We start from the raw sequence: 24190 nt of genomic DNA on the forward strand, positions 1-24190 counted from the left end.
GGTGGCCCCCCTCAGGCACCGGACGCCGGCCGTCGGCACGCTCCCGGGTCAGCGGACCCGGACGTTGAGCGTCCCCGTCGTGTCGCCGGTCGTGTCGAGCGTCCGGGACACGGTCAGGCGGTAGGTGTAGGTGCCCCGCTGGGTCAGGCGGGGGAAGGTGACCCGGGCGGTGCCCCGGCTGGTGGTCGCGAAGCTGCGGGCGGCGATCCAGGTGCCCCCGACGTAGCGCTCCAGGGTCACGGCCCCGGCTGCGGAGTTGTCGACGTCGACGGTGTCGGCCGGGACGGTCGCACCGCGCCGCAGGCTGAGCGTCCCGGTGGTGAAGCCGTCCAGCCCCACGACCTCCTGCGGGACGTCCGGGGTGTCCGGGTCGCCGTCGGTGCGGCAGGACACGTCGCCCTGCCAGTGGTAGTTGGTGCCGGCGACCTGGACCCAGGTGACGTCGTACGACGCCAGCCCGGCCGGCCAGTTCCGGTGGCCGGCGAAGTCGAAGAACGTCGTCCCGCCCCAGGTGCCGGTGTCGTTGTGGAAGTTCAGGGTCACCTGGCCGTGGTCGGTCTCGAACCGGACGTTGACGTCGTTGGCCTGGCCGCTCGGGATGTCGGGCGGGTAGGCGACGCTCAGGCCGCCGCACGTGGGATCGGCGTACCGCCAGTCCCAGGTGAAGGGCGTGCTGCTGCCCGGCCCGGTCTCGGTGGCGCCGTCGTCGTCGCTGTCCTCGTCGGTCCCGCACGGGCCGACCCAAAAGACCTTGGACTTCGTGTCGTTGCCGCGCGAGCCCTCGGTGTCGGTGGTCACCTTGACGTGGTAGCCCTGCTCGGGGTGCGGCTCGCCGGCGAAGTCGAGCGTGTAGATCTCGCGGCCGTCGAGGTCGGTGCCGCCGTTGGCCGAGTCGTCCTCGAGCTCCACGGTGGTCCGGCCGTGCACGCCGGTGATCGTGACGTCGTGGTCCTGGCTCTCGAAGGTCACCACCGAGCCGGCTCCGGCGTCGAAGCCGTACCACTCCAGCGCGAACGTGCAGCCGACGTGCGGGTCGTTGCTCTCGGTCCCGACCTGGTCGACCTCGGCGACCTTGATCGTGCCGTTGTTGCCGCTCGGGTCGGCCAGGGCCGGCGTGCCACCCAGCGCCAGGACGGCAGGCAGGGTGGCGGCGGCAGCGGCGCAGACGAGTCGTGCTCGCACGGTGGGGCTCCTCGGGATCAGCGGGTGACAGGAGGAGCGTGGCACGCCGGACTGCCCCGGAACGGCTCGGTGCACGAACCGTTCCCGAGCCGTGGACGAACCTTGTGAGTTCCTTGAGGAACTTGCAGGAGAACCCGGGTTCTCCCTGGTCAGCGCGGGGCCAGCGCCGGGTCAGCGCGGGGTCAGCGCGGGGTCAGCGCCGGCGCAGCCCGCAGGTCGCCGGCCCCTCGAGCACGCGTCCTTCCGGGTCGAAGCGCGACCCGTGCAGGGGGCAGTCCCAGCTGCGCTCGGCGTCGTTCCAACGCACGATCCCGCCGAGGTGGCTGCAGACGGCGGAGACGGCGTGCTCGACCCCGTCGACCCGGCACACCGCCGTCGGCGTCCCGACCCGGTCCAGGCGGACCTCACCGACGCCCTCGGCGACGGTGCCGGACCCGAGCGTGAGCAGCGGCCGCAGCCACCCGGTGGTCAGCTCGACGGCCACCGAGGCGTTGAGGCGTGCGCTCGCGGGCAGTCCCGCCAGCTCGCGGGTGCTCCACGGGTCGAAGGCGGACGCCCACTGCTGGTGCCCGTCGAGGATCCGCCCGGCCAGTGCGAGCGCGGCCGCGACGCCGTTCGTCATGCCCCACTTCGAGTACCCGCCCGCGACGAGGAGCCGGTCGCTGCCGGGCAGGATCGGTCCCACCCAGGGCAGCGCGTGGTGCGGGACGTAGTCCTGTGCCGACCAGGCGTGCGTCTCGACGGCGTCGGGGAAGTGGCCCAGCGTCCACTGGCGCAGGCCGTCGAGGTGGCTCTCCTCGGACGTGGCGGCTCCGGTCTTGTGCCCGTCGCCGCCCACCAGCAGCAGGCTGCCGTCGGGGGCCGGCGTGTCCCGAAGCGAGCGGGCCGGCCCGTCGACCGAGAGGTACATGCCGTCGACGGCCTGCTCGGGGGTGCGGAACGCCAGCCCGTACGAGCGAGCCGGCTTCGCACGGGCGAAGAAGGCGCCCCGGTCCAGGATCGGCATGTTCGTCGCCAGCACGACGGTGCCGGCGCCGGCGCTGCCGACATCGGTGACGACGTCGTACGGCGCCGACCCGTGGCCCCCGTGGACCCGGTGCACCCGCGCGCCCTCGACGATGGTCGCCCCGTGCGCCCGGGCGTCGGCCGCGAGCGCGTCCAGCAGGTCGAGCGGGTCCAGCTGGAGCTGGTCGGGCACCATGACGGCGCCGCGGACCCGGAACGGCAGGGGCAGGTCGTCGACCCAGGTGGCCTTCTCGACACCGGCCCGGTGCAGGGCCTCCAGCTCCGAGCGCGCCGAGCGGACCCCGGCCGTGGTGGTGGCGTAGGCGCAGGCGGACCGGTGCTGGAGGGCCACGTCGTGGTCGCGGCAGAACCGCTCGACCCACGCGAGCGCCTCGAGGTTGGCATCGGCGTACTTGCGCAGCACGGACACGGGGTGGCGGCGGGCGACCCGTGAGAACTGGGTGCCCTGCTGCACGCTCACCTTGGCGGTGCTGCCGCCGGTGGTGCCCGCGCCGACGTGCCGGGCCTCGACGACGAGCACCGAACGGCCGGCTCGGGCGAGCAGAGCGGCCGTGGTGAGGCCGGTGATGCCCGCGCCGACCACGACGACGTCCCACTCGCCGGAGACGTCCGGGGGAGTCGCAGACCGGACCGGGTGCCGATCGCGCCAGACGGAGGTCAGAGCCATGTCAGTCCTTCCCGCGGCGGGCGTGGGTACGGCGGGCCCGCAGCCGGATCCTCCGGCCGCGGCGCTCGTCGGCCTCGTCCTTCTCCCGCGCCTTGTCGATGTTGCGGGTGTCCCGGGGCGGGAGCTGGATGAACCGCTCGGCCGGGATCCCCGACTGGAGCTCGCGACCCCGCTCGAGCTCGGCGTCCAGCTCGGCGCCGAACAGCAGGGCCAGGTTGGTCAGCCACACCCAGAGGAGGAAGGCGATCACGCCACCAAGCGCGCCGTACGTCTTGTCGTAGGAGGAGAAGTTCGCGACGTAGAAGCCGAACGCCAGGGACACCAGTGCCCAGGTGACGATCGCGAGCACGGCGCCGACGCTCACCCACCGGAACCTCGGCTGGCGCACGTTCGGCGTCGCGTAGTAGAGCAACGCGACCATCACCACGACGGCGAGCGCGATCACCGGCCACTTCGCGATGTTCCAGACGCCGAGCAGCGTCGAGCCGACCCCGAGGGCCGAGCCCACGGAGTCGGCCACCGGACCGGTGACGACCAGCGCGAGCAGGACCGCCGCGGCGAGGGTGACCAGCACGAGGGTGAGCAGGAGCATCAGCGGACGCAGCTTCCACACCGGCCGGCCCTCCCGGATCTCGTAGATCCGGTTCATCGCGCGGCCGAAGGCGCCGACGTACCCGCTCGCCGACCAGAGGGCGCCCGCGAGGCCGAGGACGAACGCCAGCCCGGCCGCCTGCGAGCGACTGATCTCGATGAGCGGGTCGTGGACGCTCTTGACCACGGACGCGCCGCCCAGGTCGTCCACGATGCCGAGCAGGGTCTCGACGCTGCTGGTGCCCTGGCCGACCAGCCCGAGCAGCGAGGTCAGGGCGATCGCGGCCGGGAACACGGCGAGGACGGCGTAGTAGGTCAGCGCCGCGGCGAGGTCGGTGCACTGGTCGTCGGAGAACTCACGGACGGTCTTGCGCGCGACGAAGAGCCAGGAGTGCCGGGTGAGCTCCGACGGGGAGTCGATCTTCGCGGCCTCGGGATCGCTCGAGGGATCGCGGGCGGCATCGCCGGCCCGGTCCTGCGGCGCCGTACCGGCGCGCGTGTCGCTGCTCATACCTCCTGGGTGCCCCAGGGAGGCCGGCCTCATGCGAGCCGCGGCCCCTCGGGGTCCGGCGGGGCGAACCCGTGCAGCAGGCACCACGCGACCGCCCGGGCCCGCGAGGTCACGCCGATCTTGGCGTACGCCGAGCGGATGTAGGTCTTGACCGAGTTGATCGACAGGTACAGGTGCTCCGCGATCTCCGGGTTGCTCATGCCCTGGGTGATCAGCGCGAGGACCTCGACCTCCCGGGCGGTGAGCGCGACGGACGCGCCCAGTGGGTCCCCCGACCCGGGCAGCGCGTGCCCGGCCGCCGCGGCCTCGACCGCCTCGACGAGCCCGGCCGAGTCGACGCTCATCGAGATCCAACCATGGGCGCCGGCGGCGAGCGCCCGGGCGCGCAGGTCGGGGCGCAGGTCACGGCTCACCGCCAAGATCACGGCCCGGCTGTCGCGGGCCAGCTGCTCCAGGTCGGCGCCCCGGGTGCGGTGCACGCCGAGCGCGTCGTACAGGACGACCTGCGCCCGGTCGACGTCGGTGACCTCGGCCCGCTCCGGGTGCTCGGCGAGCATCGCGATCAACCCCTTGCCCAGCACGTCCTGGTGGCTCACGATCCCCACCCTGGTCGGTTGCGCCGGCATGTGCCCATCGTGTCGGTCGGGGACCTCCGCGCGCCGGTCTGGCAGTACGCCCGAAGGGGTGAATTCCGGACCGACGCATCCCACCGTGCGATGCGGGGTAACGCAAGGTCAGGGGTGGAGAAGAGGAGTGGTCTGTGTCCGCCCTGCTGCTGGCGGCGATCGTCGCCGCCGCGATCTCGACCGGGTCCATGTTCGTCGGACGGGCCCGCGACCGGGCGGTCGGTCGCGTGATGTGGACCCGGCGGCTGCTCTATGCCTGCGTCGGGACCGCGATCGTCGCCGCGGTCGCCTCGTGGGTCGCATTCCTGGTGGACGGGCGCGCGGGATCCGCTCGCCTCTCGTTCGTGCTGATCCTGCTCGCCAGCATCCTCTGGTTGCCGGTGACCCGGCGATGGAACGCGCGGGCGCACCTGTGCTGGTCGACCAACGTCTACCTGTACGTCGTCTACCTGGTGTTCATGTTCGAGTGGACCTTCGCCAGTCCGTTGGGCGCGATGGGCCGGGCGGGGGCGCTGTCGCTGTGGGGGCTCGAGGTCCTCGCGGCGCTTCTCGGCTGTGCCTACCTCTGGGAGCTGTGCGACGCCATGGGCAGCGAGCAGTGGCGACGTCGGGTATCGGACGGCGTGGAGCCGGCGCGAGCAGCGGACGCCGGCATCCGGCCCTTCGTGAGCCTGCACGTCCCGGCGCACGAGGAGCCCCCCGAGATGGTGATCGAGACGCTGGAGTCGCTGCGCGGGCTCGACTACGAGCACTACGAGATCATCGCGATCGACGACAACACGACCGACGAGTCGCTCTGGCGCCCGGTGGAGGCCTGGTGCGCCGCGCACGGCGTGAAGTTCGCGCACCTCGAGGACTGGCCCGGCTACAAGTCCGGAGCGCTCAACTACGCGCTGCGCGAGATGACCGACGACCGGGCCGAGCTGATCGGCGTGGTCGACTCCGACTACCAGCTGGAGCCGGACTTCCTCGCCCGGTGCGCTCCGCTGTTCGCCGACCCGCGGGTGGGCTTCATCCAGTCGCCGCAGGACTACCGCGACTGGGAGGGCGCGCCGTTCTACCGACGGCTGTACTACTCCTACAAGTACTTCTTCTCGGTCTCGCAGCCCTCCCGCAACGAGCGGGACGGGGCGATCTTCGCGGGCACCATGGGCCTGATCCGCCGTCAGGCGCTCGAGGACGTCGGCGGCTGGGACGAATGGTGCATCACCGAGGACGCCGAGCTCTCCCTGCGGGTGCTCCGGGCGGGCTGGTCCGGCATGCACGTCGACGCGTCGTTCGGCCACGGCGTAATGCCGCTGACCTTCGAGGCACTCAAGGGACAGCGGTTCCGCTGGTGCTTCGGCGGCATCCAGATCCTGCGGATGCACTGGCGCTCGCTGCTGCCGGGCCTCCGGGGCGGGGGCAACCGGCTGACCCTGGGGCAGCGCTGGGCCTACCTCAGCGGCGGGCTGCAGTGGTACGGCGACCTGGTCGGCGTGCTGTTCTTCCTGTTCCTGCTCGGCGGCGCCACCAACCTCGCACTCGGCGGCGGCCTGCTCTTCCGCAAGCTCTCGCCGTTCCTCCTCGCCGTGATCCCGCTGCTCGTGCTCCTGGGCTTCCTGCGTGCCGTGTCCCTGATCCGCCGGGGGACCGGCGCCGGCTGGTCGGACGCGATCGGGGCGTTCCTGATCTGGCAGTCGACGACCCTGGTCGTGGCCCGTGCGTCGGTGCAGGGATTGTTCGCGCGCAAGGCCGAGTTCCTCCGGACGCCGAAGACGGAGGAGGGGCTCAACCTCTGGAAGGCGCTCTCCGCCAACAAGGGCGAGGTCCTGCTCGCCGTGCTCGGGCTGGCCGGCATCGTCGTCGGCCTTCTGCACATCGACACCCTCAGCGGGGTCCTCACCACGGGGCTCCTCGTGCTCCCGACCCTCGCGTTCGCGAGCGCGCCCGCCAACAGCATCGCCGCGCAGCGCGCCGCCCTGCCGGCCGTGCTCGCCGAGCGCCGCCGCCTGGAGTCGCGTCGTTCGTTGGCCGTGCGCGGCAGCACGGCCGCCGCCACCATCGGCATCGCTGCAGCCGCCAGCGTGGTGCTGGCGCTGGTCGCCCCGGGAGGCGAGGACGTGCGGCCGCCGAGCCTGGTGCGTCCCGGGCGCGAACCGACCGTGACGCCCGGTCCGAGCCCCACGGACGACCCGGCCGGGCCGCCGAGCACCTCCGGGCCGGCGTCGCCGTCCCCGCGCGCTTCGTCACCGGCGAGCGCGCCTGCGGGCAGCCCGCCCGCGACCGGCTCGTCGGCGTCGTCCAGCGGCTCACCCAGCTCATCACCGAGCTCCTCGCCGAGCTCCTCGCCGAGTTCCTCGCCGAGCGCGTCGGCGACCCGGTCGCCCGCGACCTCGCCGAGCGCGTCCCCGACCTCGACGGCTCCGACGCCCTCGCCCAGCCCGACCTCGCCCTCGAGCCCGTCCCCCTGACTCGCACGACAAACGAAAGGAGCCGCGGCTGCTCTGCAGCCGCGGCCCCTCGTCGGTACGCCATCAGGGACTCGAACCCCGAACCCGCTGATTAAGAGTCAGCTGCTCTGCCAATTGAGCTAATGGCGCTCGCTGTGAAGCGACGTGAACTCTACCAGCGGGGCGAGCCCGCGAAAAATCCGCGTCGCTGGTCAGCGCATCGCCAGCACGGCCTGGGCCGCGCTGTGTCCGCCGAGGCCGGAGACGGCGCCACCGCGGCGCGACCCGGAGCCGCACATCAGCACGGACCCGATGTCGGTCTGCACCCCCCACTGCTGGGCAGGCGTGTCCAGACGGGCCCGGTTCGGCGCCCAGGGCCACTCGAGGTCTCCGTGGAAGATGTGCCCGCCGGGCATGGCCAGGTCCCGCTCGACCTCCTGCGGGGTCTTGGCCTCGATGCACGGGTTGCCGTCGGCGTCGGTGGCGAGGCACGACTCGATCGGCTCGGCCAGCTGCTCGTTGAGGGCCGCCAGGGCGCGAGCGACGGCGACCTCCTTGGCGCCCACGGGGTCGGCCTCGAACAGCGCGGCCGGCGTGTGCACGCCGAAGTAGGTGAGGGTGTGGGTCCCGGCCGGTGCGTCGCCCAGGATCGAGGGGTCGGTCAGGGAGTGGCAGTAGATCTCACCCGGGAGCACCGACGGCACCCGGCCGGCGGCCGCCTCGGCGTACGCCGCCTCGAGCTGGCGGTATCCCTCGGCCAGGTGGAGGGTGCCGGCGAACGCGACCTCCGGGGCCACCCCGGACCGCAGCCGGGGGAGGCGATCGAGGAGCAGGTTGATCTTGAGCTGCGCCCCCTGCGGCTTGCTGTCCGGGTCCTCGCCCTCGCCGAGGAGGATCCGCAGCACCCACGGCGCGACGTTCGAGAGCACGTGCCGCGCGGCCACCGTGTGGGTGAGCGTTCCGTCGTGCCAGCTGACCTCGGCCGCGTCCTCGCCGGCGCGGATGCCGCTCACCCCGGCCGAGGTGAGGATCTCGGCGCCGGCCGAGGCCGCGGCCGCTCCGAGCGCGTCCGTGACGGCGCCCATCCCGCCCACGGGCACCCGCCACTCGCCGGTGCCGTTGCCGAGCAGGTGGTACAGGAAGCACCGGTTCTGGACCAGCGACCGGTCGTGGAGCGAGGCGAAGGTGCCGATCAGCGCATCGGTCGCGACGACGCCCCGGACCGTGTCGTCGGTGAACCGCTCCTGGATCGTCTCGCCGATGGGGTTCACGACGAAGTCGCGCCAGACGTCGGCCGGGACCCGGCCGCGGAGCTCCCGCTCGAGCGGCAGCGGCTGGAGCAGGGTGGGTGCCACGACCGCGGCGAGCTCGCCGACCTCGGCGTAGAACCGCTCCCAGGCGGCGTACTCCTCGTCGCCGCCCGTCAGCCGGCGGAACGACTCCGCGGTCTGCTGTCCCGCCGGCCGCTCGACGAGCAGGCCACCGGCCTGGCCGTCGCGGATCGTCGGGGTGTACGACGCCACCGATCGCGACGCGAGCCGCAGGTCGAGGCCGAGGTCGGCGATCAGCTCGGCGGGCATCAGCGACACCAGGTAGGAGTAGCGCGAGAGGCGAGCCGGACGGCCGGGGAACGCCTGGGCCGAGACCGCCGCCCCTCCCGTGTGGCCGAGCCGCTCGAGCACCAGCACGGAGAGCCCGGCGCGGGCGAGGTAGGCGGCGGCGACCAGGCCGTTGTGCCCGCCTCCGACCACCACCACGTCATAGCTGCTCTTCGACGAAGTCACCGGGCCAACGTAGTGCGCCGTCGGCAGGTCGCCCGGCAGGCGGCGAGTCGGGGCGTCAAGATGGGCGCAGGGCGGGCGCAGGGTGGGCGCTCGGGAGGAGTGGTTCACCGTGGCGAGGTCGTGGGTCGTGCGCGTCACCGGCCTGCTCGCGCTGATGGCCCTGGTGGGCGTCACCGCCGTCCAGGGGGCGCCCGACGGTGGCCGGGCGATCGGGATCTGGCCGGTCGGCCTGGCGACGGGCTGCTTCATGGTGGCCCCGCGCCCGCGGACCCCGGTGCTGGTCGTCCTCGTGGCACTGCTCGCGACCGGCAGCATCTGGGTGGGCGGCCGCGGCCCGGACGTCGCGGTCGGCCTCGGTGTCGGGCTCGCTGTCGGCGCCTGGCTGATGTGGCGGGTCCTGGCGCAGGGTCGCCGCGAGCGCCCCATGCTGCACACCAGCGCGGACCTGGCCCGCTTCCTCGGCGGGGCGTTCGCGAGCGCACTCGTGGTCGCAGCGGCAGCGGCCGTGACCAGCTCGGTGACGGGCTGGGGCGACCCGGGCCTCCTCGCCCTCGCCGTCGGGACCTCGAACCTGAGCGCTCAGTCCGCCGTCGTCCCGTTCTTCTGCCGACTGCGCAACCATGCACCGCTCGCCGGACCCACGGAGCGGCTCGCCCAGTGGCTGCTGATCCTGACGATCACCCCGGCGGTCTTCGTTCCCCAGGACTTCCCGTCGGTCGTCTTCCTCGTGGTCCCGGTGCTGGTGTGGGGCGCAATGCGCAGCAGCCCCTACGAGGCGCTCGCCCAGCTGATCACGACGCTGGGCTTCGCGATCCCGCTCACCACCTGGGGCCACGGCCCGTTCGCCGACGCCGGGCCGCGCTTCCAGATGTCGGTGGACGGCCAGGGCATCCTGCTGGCGACGTACGGCGTGGTCTGCGCGCTGGTCGTGATCCCGTTGGTGCTGACGGTGAGCGAGCAGCTCGAGCACGCCCGGCAGGCGGCGGCCGAGCGCGACAAGGTCCAGAACATCGTCAACGGGACCGCCGGCGTGGCGATCATCGGCACCGACGAGCACGGCCGGGTGACCCTCTTCAACCCCGGCGCGGAGCGGCTGCTCGGCTACCGGGCCGACGAGGTCCTCGGCCGGCTGATCCGAGAGTTCCACTCCGCGGACGCGATCTCCGAGAAGGCTGCGGAGCTCGGCGTGGCCGCCGACTTCGGCGTGGTTGCGAGGTCGCTGATCGGCCAGGGCGCCACCGATATGCGCTTCCTGCGCAAGGACGGCGAGGAGCGCAGCCACTCGATGTCGCTGAACCGGATCGAGGACGACCGTGGTCGGGTGATCGGCTACGTCAGCACCTCGGAGGACATCACCGAGCGGGTGGAGGCCGAGGGCCGGCTGGTGGAGGCGTTGGAGACCGAGCGCCAGGCGGTCGAGCGGCTGCGGGAGGTGGACCAGGTCAAGGACGCGTTCGTCTCGAGCGTCAGCCACGAGCTGCGCACCCCGATCACCAGCATCCTCGGCTACACCGAGATGCTCGAGGACGGGGTGTACGGCGACCTCGGGCGCGAGCAGCTCGACGCGGTGCGTCGGGTCGCGGCCAACAGCACCCGCCTGCTCTCGCTGATCAACGACCTGCTCACGCTCTCCCGGGTCCAGGAGGACGAGATCGGCATCGTCGACCGCGTCTTCGACCTGCGCTCGGTGGTCTCGGCCGGGACGGCCGTCGTCGCACCGACGCTCGAGCGGAGGTCGCTCGAGCTGACCGCGGAGCTGCCCGACGAGCCGGTCCCGTTCCTCGGCGACCGAGACATGCTCGAACGGGTGGTGATCAACCTGGCCGGCAACGCCGCGAAGTTCACCCCCGAGGGCGGCCGCATCGGGGTGCGGCTGCTGGTCGGGCCGGAGGAGTCGGTGATCGAGGTCAGCGACACCGGCATCGGCATCCCGCACCAGGAGCAGGAGCGGCTGTTCAGCCGGTTCTTCCGGTCCTCCCTCGCCCAGGAGCGAGCGATCCCGGGCAGTGGACTAGGCCTCTCGATCGCGCACGCGATCGTCGAGAAGCACGGTGGCACCATGAGTGTCGACTCCGAGCCGGGGGAGGGTACGACGTTCCGGGTCCACCTCCCGGCCCTCACGGCGCCCTGACGCGCACCGCGACGCAGCCACGCCACCGGAATATCCAACTTTCAACGACCGTTGGGCCTGGTGTTCCGACACCGACAGCAGGAGGTGGGCCGCATGCCCGCTGTGACCGTGGCCGACCTGACCGTCCTCCCTCGCGTCCGCGAGCCCGGGCTCGGTGACCAGCCCCGCCCCGTGTGGCAGGTCAGCACCGCGCCGCAGGGTTACGAGGGCGAGGGGTTCCCGGTGCGTCGCGCGTTCGCAGGCATCGACCTCCAGCACCTCGACCCGTTCATCATGATGGACCAGATGGGCGAGGTCGAGTACGCGCCCGGTGAGCCGAAGGGCACGCCCTGGCACCCGCACCGCGGCTTCGAGACCGTCACCTACATCATCGACGGCGTCTTCGACCATCAGGACAGCCACGGTGGCGGCGGCACGATCACCAACGGCGACACCCAGTGGATGACCGCCGGCTCCGGCCTCCTGCACATCGAGGCCCCGCCGGAGTGGCTGGTCCAGCAGGGCGGCCTCTTCCACGGCATCCAGCTCTGGGTGAACCTGCCGCGGGACGCCAAGATGAACGATCCCCGCTACCAGGACATCCGGTCGGGCTCGGTCCAGCTGCTCACCAGCGCCGACGCCGGCGCGCTGGTCCGCGTGATCGCCGGCACCGTCGACGGGCACGCCGGCCCGGGGTCGACGTACACGCCGATGTCGTTGGTCCACGCGACCGTGGAGCCGGGCGCGCGCCTGGACCTGCCGTGGAACGTCGACTTCAACGCACTGGTCTACGTGCTCAACGGCGCCGGGACCGTGGGGACCGACGCCCACCCCGTCCACACCGGTCAGGCGGCCGTGCTCGGGGCGGGGGACTACCTGACGGTCGCGGCGAACCCGCGCCAGGAGGGCCGCTCGCCGAAGCTGGACGTGATCGTGGTCGGCGGCCAGCCGATCCGTGAGCCGCTCGCGTGGGCCGGGCCGTTCGTGATGAACACCAAGTCCGAGGTGATGCAGGCCTACGAGGACTTCCAGCACGGTCGCTTCGGCCACATCCCCGGCTGACGGGTCCCCCTGCCGCGTCCACGGATCGTCGGCCGTCGAGCTGCCGGCGGTCGACCTCGCGCGGCAAACGCGAGACAGTGAGGGCATGCGCCGCCTTCTCGCCGTCCTCGCCGGAGCAACCCTGGTCGCGAGCGCGCTGGCCGGCTGTGGGGACGACGGGGCCACCACCGCGACCGACCCCGGTCCCTCGGAGTCGACGACGACCTCGAGCCAGCCCGCTGACCAGCCGTCCGAGGAGCCCGTGAGCGTGCGCAAGACCTGCGCCGAGCTCTATCGGCCCCCGGCCCAGCTGATGCCCCGCGCCATCGAGTTCGTGCACGGTTCCCCGTCGGCCGAGGGGTCGGCCGAGGCCGAGCAGCTGGTCGGCGCGCTCGCCGACGCCGAGCGGCACGCCCTCGGCCCGCTCGCGGAGGACATCGCCGTGGTCGGCGAGGCGGTCGACGCCCAGCGCGCGGCCGCGGAGTCCGGCGCGGACGGGCCGAGGGTCGCGCCGTTCGACGCCGCCGCCAACCGGCTCGCGCGCCACTGCGAGATCTACAACGACTAGGGGTACCCGGGGCCGGCCGGCTCGGCCGGCGGGCGGCCACGACCGGGTCACGATCCGGCCGCGGAAGGGATTCCTGCGCGTCGACCCTTGACGTGGAGGGTGTTTGGACGTTGGGTGATCGCCGTGCAGACCTGTCGGTGACGCTGGGAGGCCACCGGACGTCCGCACCTCACCATTCGGCAGCACTCCGCCTCGGCGGACACTCGGTAGGGGAGACGTAGGTGTCAGTTCACTTCTCGAGGGCGGGCGCGCTTCGGCGCGGGGCCGGCCTCTTCTCGGCGGGGGCGGTCGTGGCCGGCCTCCTGGTCGGTACGCCGGCCTCGGTCGGTGCCGCGGAGGCCAAGCCCGCGGCGTCCGGATCGACCAGTCTCACCGCAGGACGCTACGTCGTGCTCCTGCGCGAGCCCAGCGCGGCCCAGTACGACGGGACCAACCCGCGGTTCGCGGCGACGCGCGCCAGGGGCGACCGCCAGTTCGACGCGCGCTCGCAGCGGGTGCGCACGTACACCGCCCACCTGCGCTCGGCGCAGCGCTCGATCGCGAGCTCCGTCGGCGCCGACGTCGACCAGAGCTACACGATCGCGGCCAACGGGTTCTCGACCGCCCTCACCCAGGAGCAGGCGCTCGACCTGTCCTCCGACCGGCGGGTGCTGCTGCTGCAGAAGGACCAGCTGGTCCACGCCGACACCTGGAACACCCCGCGCTTCCTCGGCCTGACCGGCAAGCGGGGAGCGTGGGCCACCCACGGCGGTCAGAAGAAGGCCGGCGCCGGCATCGTGGTCGCCGACCTCGACTCCGGCATCTGGCCCGAGGCGAAGTCGTTCGCGGGCCCGGCGCTCACCAGGAACCCGCAGACCAAGTGGCACATCAGCCGCATCGGCACCTCGACCCGGATGGACAAGGCCGACGGCGGCGTGTTCACCGGTGAGTGCGAGCTCGGCGAGGACTGGACCGCCGACGACTGCAACACCAAGCTGATCGGCGCCCGCTCCTACAGCGCCGGCTACCTCGCGAGCGGGAACGCGATCATCGACGCGGACTACGCCTCGACGCGCGACGGCAACGGCCACGGCACCCACACCGCCAGCACCGCCGCGGGCAACATCGTCGACCGGGTCAGGACCGAAGGCGTGGAGTTCGGGACGATCTCCGGCATGGCGCCCGCCGCCCGGATCGCGGCGTACAAGGTCCTCTGGGCCCAGGACGACGGCACCGCCTCCGGCGTCACCAGCGACATCGTCGCCGCGATCGACGACGCCGTCTACGACGGCGCCGACGTCCTCAACTTCTCGATCTCGGGCGCGCTGGACACGGTGGTCGAGGCCACCGAGGTCGCCTTCGAAGGTGCGGCCGAGGCCGGCGTCTTCGTGGCCGCCTCGGCCGGCAACTCCGGTCCCGATGCCTCCACCGTGGCACACAACAGCCCCTGGCTGACCACGGTGGCCGCATCGACCCACCACAACTTCGAGAACACCCTGGTGCTCGGCAACGGCACCAAGATCGTGGGCGCCTCGATCAACGACAAGCGCGTCTCGTCGAAGAAGCTCGTCGACTCCGAGGCCTCGGGCGTCGCGGGCGGCGACGACGCCGACGCCAAGCTCTGCGGCCCCGACACGCTCGACCCGGCCAAGGTCACCGGCAAGATCGTGGTCTGCACCCGCGGCGTCTACGACCGGGTGGCCAAGAGCGCCGAGGTCGCCCGCGCGGGCGGCGTCGGGATGGTGCTCGCCAACCCGACCGAGAACAGCCTGGACGCCGACTTCCACTCGGTGCCGACCGTGCACATCACCAACACCGACGCGGCCAAGGTGTTCGCCTACCTGGCCGCGCAGGGCAGCGCCGCCACGGCGACGATCGAGCCCGGCAACCTCACCAAGAAGACGACGCCGCTGCCTCAGATCGCCGGCTTCTCCTCGCGCGGTGCGGCGATCGCGAACGACGCCGACCTGCTCAAGCCGGACATCGCCGCACCGGGTGTGAGCGTGCTCGCCGCGGTGGCGCCGCCGTCGAACGAGGGACGCGACTACGACCTCTACTCCGGTACGTCGATGGCCGCGCCGCACATCACCGGCCTGGCCGCGTTCATGCTGAGCGTGCACCCGACGTGGAGCCCGATGAAGGTCAAGTCCGCGATGATGACGACCGCTCACCGGGTCAAGGACGCCGAGGGGAAGACCTCGAACGACGTCCTCGCCGAGGGTTCCGGTCAGGTGAGCCCGCGCCGGTTCTTCGACCCCGGCCTGTTCGTGACCTCGACCCCGCGCGAGTGGCTCGGGTTCCTCACCGGTCAGGGGCTGGACACCGGCTACGCGGCCGTCGCGGCGAAGGACCTCAACGGTCCCTCGATGGCCCAGGGCCAGGTGCCGTCGGCGACGTCGTTCACCCGCACCTTCACCTCGTCGATGGCGGGCACCTGGAAGGTCTCGGTCTCGGTTCCCGGCTTCGCGGCGGCCCCCAGTGCCACCAAGCTGGTGGCCAGCGGTGCTGGTGACGTGGAGACGCTGACGGTCGACTTCACCCGGACGACCGCCCCGCTCCTCGAGTTCGCGATGGGGTGGGTGACCCTGACCGGGCCGACCACCGTGCGGATCCCGGTCGCGCTGCGCCCGGTGTCGGTCAAGGCACCGGCCTCGGTCCAGGGCACCGGCACCGACGGCTCGGTGGAGGTTCCGGTCACCGCCGGCGCCACCGGCGAGCTCCTTGTCGAGCCGACCGGGCTGGCGAAGGCGCAGACCGCCGACAACACCGTGGCCGTGGCCGACTTCCAGCTCGAGTGCGTCGAGATCGGCGCCGACAGCAAGCTGGCCCGGTTCGACCTCGACGCGGCCGACGACACCGCCGACCTGGACATGTTCGTCTACTACTCGCCGACGTCGTGTGACCCCGACACGCTCGTGGCCCAGGTCGGTCAGTCGGCCAACCCGACGGCTGACGAGTCGGTGACGGTCATGGCTCCGGACGCGGGCTTCTACGTGATCGAGGTCGACGGCTTCGCCGCCGGCGACGCCGGCGCACCGATGGCCTACCAGCTCCGGTCCTACGACCTGGGCCCGGCCGCGACCCTGGGCAACCTCACGGTGACGCCCAACCCGGTCCCGGTCGTCGCGCAGCAGGAGACGACGTTCGACGTCAGCTGGTCCGGCCTCGACCCGGACGCGTCGTACCTCGGCATGCTCGAGTACGACGGCGCCCTGGCTCCGACGATGGTGGAGATCACCAGCTGAGGTAGCCGCCGGCACGATGCGCAGCGCCCGGGACCGCACGGTCCCGGGCGCTGTCGCAGGCCACGCCCGGGGTCATCGGATCCGGTGACCGGGCGTCAGGGGATCAGACGGGCGGTACGACGAGCCGGCAGTAGCCGGGCGCCGCGAACGGCTCGAGCTCGCTGCCGGACGGGTCGGCGCCGAACTCGTCGAGCATGCCGCGGATGATGCCGAGGTGGATCCCGCAGACGACCGCGGGTGCTCGGTGGGCGGCCTCGAGCAGTGGGCAGCGGGTGAGCAGGACCTCGCAATCGTCGGCCCCGCGCCGTGGCTCGAAGCCGAGGTCGTCGAGCTGTCCGACCACCTCGGACCGGGCGTCCTCGCCGGCCCCGGTCCGGGCGCGGCGCTCGCGGGCCAGCTCGCGTCCCCACTCCACCCCGACGGCCGCCGCGTGGCCCGCCGGGTCGCTGCTGCTCGACGCCAGGGCGTCGGCGAGCGCCACCGCCAGCCGGGCGTACTCGCCGGGGCCGTGCTCGACGTGCTCGAACAGGTACGCCGGCCGGCCGCGGCCCTGGGGCCGGCCGGCGAGGCGACGCACCAGACCTCGGCGTACCAGCGCGTCCAGGTGCTCGCGCACGGTGTTGGGATGCAGCCCCGTGATCCGCGCCAGGGCCGCCAGGGTCAGCGGCTGCGGCTGGCCGTGCAGGTGCTCGAGGATCGCGCGCCGGGACGGTGACAGCGGGTGCCGACCGGGCTTGGGCCCGGCACCGAGCCGGCGATCGCCAGGAGAGGACCAACTGCCCCTGTTTTCCACGGAGTCGAGTGTAGTAAAACCCTCGGGAGGGCCGCCGAGGGTGGTCCCTGGAGTTGGGGGTGTCCCGGTTGGCAACGTCAGTGATTTCGGACAAGGTGGTCGTGGACACGATCTCGGGAGGTCGGGCATGACCGTGGCGGAGGAGGGCATCGTGGGCAGTCAGCGCGGCCTCAACGGGCCCTGGACGATGCTGGTGATGGCGACCATCGGGTTCGCCGTGAACTTCTGGGCGTGGGCGCTGATCAGCCCGCTCGGCCCGCTGTTCCGGGACAACGGCCGGGTGGGCACGCTCAGCGAGTCCGACGTCGCGCTGATGGTCGCGGTGCCGGTCGTGGTCGGTTCACTGGGCCGGATCCTGGTGGGCGCGCTGACGGACAAGTACGGCGGCCGGGTGATGTTCCCGTTGATCTCGGCGATCACGATCGTCCCGATCCTGTTTCTGGCGTTCGTCGCCCTGGACTCCTACACGCTGATCCTGGTGGGTGGGTTCTTCCTCGGCATCGCCGGCACGGCGTTCGCCGTCGGCGTGCCGTTCGTCAACGCGTGGTTCCCGCCGGAGAAGCGCGGGCTCGCCGTCGGCATCTTCGGCGCCGGCATGGGCGGCACGGCGATCAGCGCGCTGACCACGGTCAAGCTCTACAAGAACATCGGTGACACCGCGCCGTTCTTGATCACCGCCACGGTGCTCGCGGTGTACGCCGCGGCGGCCTGGCTGATCCTGCGCGACGCCCCCGGCCGCACCCCGCCGACCACCTCCCTGGCCGCGCGCCTGGCGGCCACCTCGAAGCTGTCGATCACCTGGCAGGCCTGCATCCTCTACGCCGTCGCCTTCGGCGGGTACGTCGCGTTCTCGGTCTACCTGCCGGCGTACCTCAAGACCGCCCACGGCCTCACCCCGGCAGACGCGTCCAACCGGATGGCGGGCTTCGTGGTGATCGCTGTGCTGATGCGCCCGGTCGGCGGCTGGCTCTCCGACCGGTTCGGCGCGGTCCCCGTGCTCGCCTCCGGCTACGCCGTGGTCGTGGTCTGCGCCGGCATCTCCGCCGGCGACCCGCCGCTGGACGGGATCGGCACCGTCGTGTTCCTCGCGATGGCCGCGGCCCTCGGCTCCGGCAGCGGCGCGACCTTCGCCCTGATCGCCAAGGTCACCGAGCCCTCGCGGGTCGGTGGCGTCACCGGCCTGGTCGGCGCCGCCGGCGGCCTGGGCGGCTTCGCGCCCCCGCTGGTGATGGGCTACGTCTACGGCCGCACCGATTCCTACGCCATCGGTCTGTGGATGCTGTCGGTGACAGCAGCCCTGACCCTCGTGCTCACCCTGACCGTGGTTCGACGGACCGCGGCCGAACACCGAACCGAGAGGATTCCTGCGTGACGATCGAGGGCACCTCCCAGCCCGGGCTCGACGGACCGCTCAGCGATGCGCTGGTGCGAAGTCGGCGGTACTTCACCCGGGGGACCGTCTCGGAGGATCTGCGCACGCTGACGAAGAAGGGCGGCCGGCAGGCCGACGACTTCTACCGTGACCGGTGGAGCCACGACAAGGTCGTGCGCTCCACCCACGGCGTGAACTGCACCGGCTCCTGCTCGTGGAAGGTCTACGTCAAGGACGGGATCATCACCTGGGAGACCCAGCAGACCGACTACCCGTCGGTCGGGCCGGACAAGCCGGAGTACGAGCCCCGCGGCTGCCCGCGTGGTGCCGCGTTCTCCTGGTACACCTACTCGCCCACGCGGGTGCGCTACCCGTACATCCGCGGGGTGCTCCTGCAGATGTACCGCGAGGCCAAGCAGCAGCACGGCGGCGACCCGGTCAAGGCCTGGGCCCACGTGGTCGACAACCCGCAACGCGCGCGCGCCTACAAGGCCGCGCGCGGCAAGGGCGGCCTGGTCCGCGCGACCTGGGACGAGGCGGTCGAGATGGTGGCCGCCGCCCACGTGCACACGATCGCCAAGTGGGGCCCGGACCGGGTGGCCGGGTTCTCCCCGATCCCGGCCATGTCGATGGTGTCGCACGCCTCCGGCGCGCGGTTCATGCACCTGATCGGCGGCTCGATGCTGAGCTTCTACGACTGGTACGCCGACCTGCCGGTCGCCTCGCCGCAGGTGTTCGGTGACCAGACCGACGTCCCCGAGTCCGGCGACCGGTGGGACGCCGGCTACCTGGTCATGTGGGGCTCCAACGTCCCCGTCACCCGGACCCCGGACGCGCACTGGATGACCGAGGCGCGCTACCGCGGCCAGAAGGTCGTGGCGGTCGCACCGGACTACGCCGACAACGTCAAGTTCGCCGACGAGTGGCTCCCGGCCAACCCGGGGACCGACGCCGCGCTGGCGATCTCGATGGGCCACGTCATCCTCAAGGAGTTCTACGTCGACCGGGAGACGCCGTACTTCCGCGACTACACCAAGCGCTACACCGACCTGCCGTTCCTGGTGAAGATCGAGGTCGGCGCCGACGGCGTGCACCGGCCCGGCAAGTTCCTCACCGCCGAGGACCTCGCGGACCACCGCGGCGAGGAGAACGCCGCCTTCAAGACCGTGCTCATCGACGCGGCGACCGACGCTCCCGTCGTGCCCAACGGCGCCCTGGGGCACCGGTTCGGCCAGAGCGGCGAGGGCCAGTGGAACCTCGACCTCGGCGACGTCGACCCGCGGCTGAGCCTCGCCGGGCCCGGCGCCGAGTCGGTCGAGCTGGCGCTGCCCCGCTTCGACAACGTCGACGGCACCGCCGGGGACCTGCGCCGCGGCGTCCCCGTGCGCACGGTCGAGGGCCAGCTCGTCACCACGGTGCTCGACCTGATGCTCGCGCAGTACGGCGTGGCCCGTCCCGGCCTGCCCGGCGAGTGGCCGAGCGGGTACGACGACGCCGAGGGGCCCGGCACCCCCGCCTGGCAGGAGCGCTTCACCGGCGTGCCCGCCGCGGCGGCGGCGCGGATCGGCCGTGAGTTCGCCCAGAACGCCGAGGAGTCCAAGGGCCGGTCGATGATCCTGATGGGGGCCGGGACCAACCACTGGTTCCACTCCGACACGATCTACCGCACCTTCTTGGCCCTCACCACGCTCACCGGCTGCCAGGGCGTCAACGGCGGCGGTTGGGCGCACTACGTGGGGCAGGAGAAGGTCCGCCCGATCACCGGCTACAACCAGGTCGCGAACGCCCTGGACTGGAACCGGCCACCGCGGAACATGATCCAGACGGCGTACTGGTACCTCCACACCGACCAGTTCCGCTACGACCAGTTCGGCGCCGACACGCTGTCGGCGCGCACCGGGCAGGGCCAGCTCGCCGGCATGAGCAGCGCGGACGTGATCGCCAAGAGCGCCCGGCTGGGCTGGTCGCCGTCGTACCCGACGTTCGACAAGAACCCGCTCGAGATCACCGAGGAGGCGGCCGCGGCCGGCCGCAGCGTCGCCGACCACGTGGTGGCGGGGCTCAAGGACGGGTCGCTGAACTTCGCCTGCGAGGACCCGGACGCTCCTGAGAACTTCCCGCGGATCCTCTCGATCTGGCGCGCCAACCTGCTCGGCTCGTCGTCGAAGGGCAACGAGTACTTCCTCAAGCACCTGCTGGGCACCGACAGCTCGGTGCGTGCCACCGAGACCCCGGAGCCGCTCCGGCCCCGCGACGTCGCCTGGCACGAGGACGCCCCGGAGGGCAAGCTCGACCTGCTGTTGACCCTGGACTTCCGGCAGACGTCGACCACGATCTTCTCGGACGTCGTGTTCCCCGCCGCCACCTGGTACGAGAAGCACGACCTCAACACCACCGACATGCACCCGTTCGTGCACTCGTTCAACCCCGCCATCGCGCCACCGTGGCAGACCCGGACCGACTGGGACACCTGGCGGGCGATCGCGGCCAAGTTCAGCGAGCTGGCCGCTCCGCGGCTCGGCACCAGGCGCGACGTGGTGGCGGTGCCACTCATGCACGACACCCCCGACGCGATGGCCAACCCGCACGGCGTGGTCCGTGACTGGAAGCTGGGGGAGTGCGAGCCGGTGCCGGGGGTGACCATGCCCAAGCTCGTCGAGGTCGAACGCGACTACGGTGCCGTCAGCGCGAAGATGAACGCCCTCGGCCCGCTGCTCGACAAGCTCGGGGCGACGACGAAGGGCGTGACCTTCGAGCTCGGCAAGCAGATCGACTACCTGCGCGCCAAGAACGGTGCCGTCCGCGGCGGGGTCGCGGACGGCCGTCCGTCGCTGCAGCGCGACGTGCACGTCTGCGAGACGATCCTCGCCCTCTCCGGCACCACCAACGGCCACCTGGCCGTGCAGGGATTCAAGCAGCTCGAGAAGCGCACGGGCCGCGAGCTGCACGACCTCGCGGCCGAGCACGAGGGCAAGCAGGTCACCTTCGCGGACACCCAGTCCGCACCGGTCCCGGTGATCACGTCCCCGGAATGGTCCGGGTCGGAGTCCGGTGGCCGGCGCTACTCGCCGTTCACGATCAACGTCGAGCGGCTCAAGCCGTGGCACACGCTGACCGGCCGCCAGCACTTCTACCTCGACCACGACTGGATGCTCGAGCTCGGCGAGGGGCTCCCGGTCTTCCGGCCGCCCTTGAACATGGGGGCGCTGTTCGCGGAGCCACCGATCGGCGACGTCGCCGGCCCCGGCACGGGAGCGGTCGAGGGGGTGACCGTCCGCTACCTGACGCCGCACAACAAGTGGTCGATCCACTCGGAGTACCAGGACAACCTGTTCATGCTCTCGCTCTCCCGTGGCGGGCAGACGATCTGGATGTCGGACAAGGACGCCGCCAAGGTCGGCGTGCAGGACAACGACTGGATCGAGGCGGTCAACCGCAACGGCGTCGTCGTGGCCCGGGCGATCGTGTCGCACCGGATGCCGGAAGGCACCGTCTACATGCACCACGCCCAGGACCGCTTGATCGACGTCCCGGTGGCGGAGACGTCGGGGAAGCGGGGCGGCATCCACAACTCGCTGACCCGCCTGCTCGTGAAGCCCTCGCACCTGATCGGTGGCTACGCCCAGCTGTCGTGGGCGTTCAACTACATCGGCCCGACCGGCAACCAGCGCGACGAGGTGACGGTCATCCGTCGCCGGTCGCAGGACGTGGAGTACTGAATGGCACCCCACGAAGTTCTCCGCTCGTTCCTTGCTCCGAAACTCCGCGGGGGCCCCGACGCCTCGGAAGGTTGTGACCGATGAAGGTAATGGCCCAGATGGCCATGGTGATGAACCTCGACAAGTGCATCGGGTGCCACACCTGCTCCGTGACCTGCAAGCAGGCGTGGACCAACCGGACCGGCACCGAGTACGTCTGGTTCAACAACGTCGAGACGCGGCCCGGCCAGGGCTACCCGCGGACCTACGAGGACCAGGAGGAGTGGAAGGGCGGCTGGGAGCTCAACAGCCGCGGCCGGCTCAAGCTCAAGGCCGGCGGCCGGTTGAAGAAGCTCGCGACGATCTTCTCCAACCCGAAGCTGCCCTCGATCCAGGACTACTACGAGCCGTGGACCTACGACTACGCCACGCTCACGGACGCGCCCGCACAGAAGCACACGCCGGTTGCGCGCCCGAAGTCCCTGCTGACCGGCAAGGACATCAAGATCGAGTGGTCCTCGAACTGGGACGACGACCTCGGCGGCTCGGCGGCCACGGCGAAGCACGACCCGATGCTCAAGAAGATCGCCGACAAGGTGAAGTTCGAGTTCGAGCAGACCTTCATGTTCTACCTGCCGCGCATCTGCGAGCACTGCCTGAACCCGTCCTGTGCGGCGTCCTGCCCCAGCGGCGCGATCTACAAGCGCGCCGAGGACGGCATCGTGCTGGTCGACCAGGACCGGTGCCGAGGCTGGCGGATGTGCGTCTCGGGCTGCCCGTACAAGAAGGTCTACTTCAACCACCGCACCGGCAAGGCCGAGAAGTGCACGTTCTGCTTCCCGCGCATCGAGGTCGGACTGCCGACCGTGTGCGCGGAGACGTGTGTCGGCCGGCTGCGTTACATCGGCCTGGTGCTCTACGACGCCGACCGGGTGCTCGAGGCGGCCTCGGTGCCCGACGAGCACGACCTCTACGAGGCCCAGCGCTCGATCCTGCTCGACCCCGACGACCCCGAGGTGGTCCGGGCGGCCGAGGCAGCCGGCATCCCGGCGGACTGGATCGACGCCGCGCAGCGCTCGCCGATCCACGCGCTGATCAACAAGTACAAGGTCGCGCTGCCGCTGCACCCGGAGTACCGCACCATGCCGATGGTCTGGTACATCCCGCCGCTCTCGCCGGTCGTGGACGTGGTCCGCGACACCGGCGAGGACGCCGAGGACACCGGCAACCTGTTCGCGGCGATCGACGCGCTGCGGATCCCCGTCGAGTACCTCGCCGAGCTGTTCACGGCCGGGGACGTGGCTCCCGTGGACCGGGTCCTCAAGCAGCTGGCGGCGATGCGCTCCTACATGCGCGACATCAACATGGGTCGCGAGTCGAACCCCGCCATCCCCGCGGCGGTCGGCATGACCGAGGAGCAGATGTACGACATGTACCGCCTCCTCGCGATCGCCAAGTACGACGAGCGGTACGTGATCCCGGCCGCACACTCCGAGCAGGCGCACTCACTGGAGGAGCTCGGGACCGAGTGCGCGGTCGCGGACTACGGCGGTGGCCAGCAGGACCTGTTCGGAGAGGGCTCCGGGGTGCCGACGCCGATCGCGGTGGAGAACTTCCAGATGCTGCAGAACCGGCAGACGGCGGACACCTTCGCCAGCCCCGACGACAAGGGCTCCCGGGTGAACCTCCTCAACTGGGACGGTCGCGGCAAGCCCAGCGGGCTGTTCCCGCCGCGACCGGACGGGCCTGGCGGGCCGGCGGACACGGCCGAGGGCGGCACCCCCGACACCAGCCACGACGGCGAGACCGGTCCGGGTGGCACGGGCGGACTGACCGGAGGGGCGGACTTCCGATGAGCCGTCGCTCCGCTCGGCCCGAGCTGTCACCTGGCCAGCTCACGATCGCCTGGCAGTCGGCCTCCCTGCTGCTCGGCTATCCCGACCAGACGCTGCTCGACCGGCTCGACCTGGTCCGGCAGGCCTCGCACGAGCTGCCCGGCACGATCGGGGAGCCCCTGCGCGAGACCGTGGCCCGGCTCGACGGCACGCCGCTGACCGAGCTCGAGCAGGACTACGTCGACACCTTCGACAGCAGGCGTCGGCACAACCTGTTCCTGACCTACTTCGCCCACGGTGACACCCGCAAGCGCGGGGTGGCCCTGCTGCGGTTCAAGCAGACCTACCTCGCCTCGGGCGTCGAGCTCTCCGACGACGAGCTCCCGGACCACCTGTGCGTCGTGCTCGAGTACGCCGCGACCGTGGACCGGGAGGCGGGGCGCCAGCTGATCCTCGACCATCGTGCCGGGCTCGAGCTGCTCCGCCTGTCCCTCGTCGACGTCGGCTCCCGCTGGGCGGGGGCGGTGGAGGCGGTGACCGCCACCCTACCGCCGTTGCAGGGCGACGAGGTCGAGGCCATCCGCCGGTTGGCCGCCGAGGGGCCCCCGGAGGAGGAGGTCGGGCTCACGCCGTACGCCACGCCCGGCTTCGACCCCGGGCCAGCCCAGCCCGCCCAGCCCGACGGTCCCGTCGCGCTGCCGATGCCGTCGTTCCCCGGAGGACGCTGACC

The 24190-nt window shown here is 71.9% G+C and carries 15 protein-coding genes and 1 tRNA gene; 9 read left to right on the forward strand and 7 right to left on the reverse strand.

Going from position 1 to position 24190, the window contains the following annotated elements:
- Positions 1–48: 48 nt before the first annotated feature.
- From NOCA_RS25610 to NOCA_RS08170, 4 genes are all read right to left on the reverse strand, one after another.
- Positions 49–1182, reverse strand: a complete 1134-nt coding sequence (locus NOCA_RS25610; RefSeq protein ID WP_011754796.1) for a hypothetical protein — start codon at positions 1180–1182, stop codon at positions 49–51.
- Positions 1183–1375: 193 nt separating this feature from the next.
- Complete coding sequence (locus NOCA_RS08160; RefSeq protein ID WP_011754797.1) at positions 1376–2875, reverse strand: FAD-dependent oxidoreductase; 1500 nt, start codon at positions 2873–2875, stop codon at positions 1376–1378.
- A 1-nt stretch (position 2876) separates the two neighbouring features.
- Complete coding sequence (locus NOCA_RS08165; protein ID WP_049774270.1) at positions 2877–3977, reverse strand: YihY/virulence factor BrkB family protein; 1101 nt, start codon at positions 3975–3977, stop codon at positions 2877–2879.
- A 29-nt stretch (positions 3978–4006) separates the two neighbouring features.
- Positions 4007–4573, reverse strand: coding sequence for a helix-turn-helix transcriptional regulator (locus tag NOCA_RS08170; RefSeq protein ID WP_011754799.1), 567 nt, complete (start codon positions 4571–4573; stop codon positions 4007–4009).
- A 164-nt stretch (positions 4574–4737) separates the two neighbouring features.
- Here NOCA_RS08170 and NOCA_RS08175 point away from each other — a divergent pair, with 164 nt between their 5' ends.
- Positions 4738–7056 carry a glycosyltransferase family 2 protein gene (locus tag NOCA_RS08175; RefSeq protein ID WP_011754800.1) on the forward strand — a complete coding sequence of 773 codons (2319 nt, stop codon included), beginning with the start codon at positions 4738–4740 and terminating at the stop codon, positions 7054–7056.
- Between the two features lie 56 nt (positions 7057–7112).
- Here NOCA_RS08175 and NOCA_RS08180 read toward each other — a convergent pair.
- Together NOCA_RS08180 and NOCA_RS08185 are read right to left on the reverse strand one after the other, a co-directional pair.
- Positions 7113–7185: transfer RNA gene (locus NOCA_RS08180), tRNA-Lys, on the reverse strand.
- Between the two features lie 62 nt (positions 7186–7247).
- Complete coding sequence (locus tag NOCA_RS08185) at positions 7248–8819, reverse strand: phytoene desaturase family protein (protein ID WP_011754801.1); 1572 nt, start codon at positions 8817–8819, stop codon at positions 7248–7250.
- A 109-nt stretch (positions 8820–8928) separates the two neighbouring features.
- On the opposite strand from NOCA_RS08185, the gene NOCA_RS25615 reads away from it, so the two are divergent.
- From NOCA_RS25615 to NOCA_RS08205, 4 genes are all read left to right on the forward strand, one after another.
- Positions 8929–10950: an ATP-binding protein gene (locus NOCA_RS25615; RefSeq protein ID WP_238383435.1), complete on the forward strand. Its 2022-nt coding sequence runs from the start codon at positions 8929–8931 to the stop codon at positions 10948–10950.
- 93 nt (positions 10951–11043) lie between these two features.
- On the forward strand, positions 11044–11991 hold the full coding sequence (locus NOCA_RS08195; RefSeq protein WP_011754803.1) for a pirin family protein: 948 nt from the start codon (positions 11044–11046) through the stop codon (positions 11989–11991).
- Between the two features lie 85 nt (positions 11992–12076).
- Positions 12077–12538, forward strand: coding sequence for a hypothetical protein (locus NOCA_RS25620; protein WP_011754804.1), 462 nt, complete (start codon positions 12077–12079; stop codon positions 12536–12538).
- A 290-nt stretch (positions 12539–12828) separates the two neighbouring features.
- The gene (locus NOCA_RS08205) at positions 12829–15762 is read left to right on the forward strand and encodes a S8 family serine peptidase (protein ID WP_049774273.1); all 2934 of its coding nucleotides are present in this window, start codon (positions 12829–12831) and stop codon (positions 15760–15762) included.
- Between the two features lie 103 nt (positions 15763–15865).
- On the opposite strand, the gene NOCA_RS08210 is transcribed toward NOCA_RS08205, so the two are convergent.
- Positions 15866–16555 (reverse strand): helix-turn-helix transcriptional regulator, encoded by a 690-nt coding sequence (locus tag NOCA_RS08210; protein WP_011754806.1) that lies wholly within the window; start codon positions 16553–16555, stop codon positions 15866–15868.
- 127 nt (positions 16556–16682) lie between these two features.
- On the opposite strand from NOCA_RS08210, the gene NOCA_RS08215 reads away from it, so the two are divergent.
- The 4 genes from NOCA_RS08215 (at position 16683) to narJ (ending at position 24188) form a co-directional block, all read left to right on the forward strand.
- A complete protein-coding gene (locus tag NOCA_RS08215; protein ID WP_011754807.1) occupies positions 16683–17927 on the forward strand; it encodes an MFS transporter in 1245 nt (414 codons plus the stop codon).
- A 2-nt stretch (positions 17928–17929) separates the two neighbouring features.
- Entirely contained in the window at positions 17930–21646 is a 3717-nt protein-coding gene (locus NOCA_RS08220) for a nitrate reductase subunit alpha (RefSeq protein ID WP_148217944.1), read from the forward strand.
- Positions 21647–21726: 80 nt separating this feature from the next.
- Positions 21727–23481, forward strand: a complete 1755-nt coding sequence (narH, locus tag NOCA_RS08225; RefSeq protein WP_011754809.1) for a nitrate reductase subunit beta — start codon at positions 21727–21729, stop codon at positions 23479–23481.
- Positions 23478–24188 carry a nitrate reductase molybdenum cofactor assembly chaperone gene (gene narJ, locus NOCA_RS08230; RefSeq protein ID WP_011754810.1) on the forward strand — a complete coding sequence of 237 codons (711 nt, stop codon included), beginning with the start codon at positions 23478–23480 and terminating at the stop codon, positions 24186–24188. The genes narH and narJ overlap by 4 nt, the downstream gene beginning before the upstream one ends.
- The last annotated feature ends 2 nt before the right edge of the window (positions 24189–24190 follow it).

It is taken from the genome of Nocardioides sp. JS614 (assembly GCF_000015265.1).
Taxonomy (GTDB): Bacteria; Actinomycetota; Actinomycetes; order Propionibacteriales; family Nocardioidaceae; genus Nocardioides.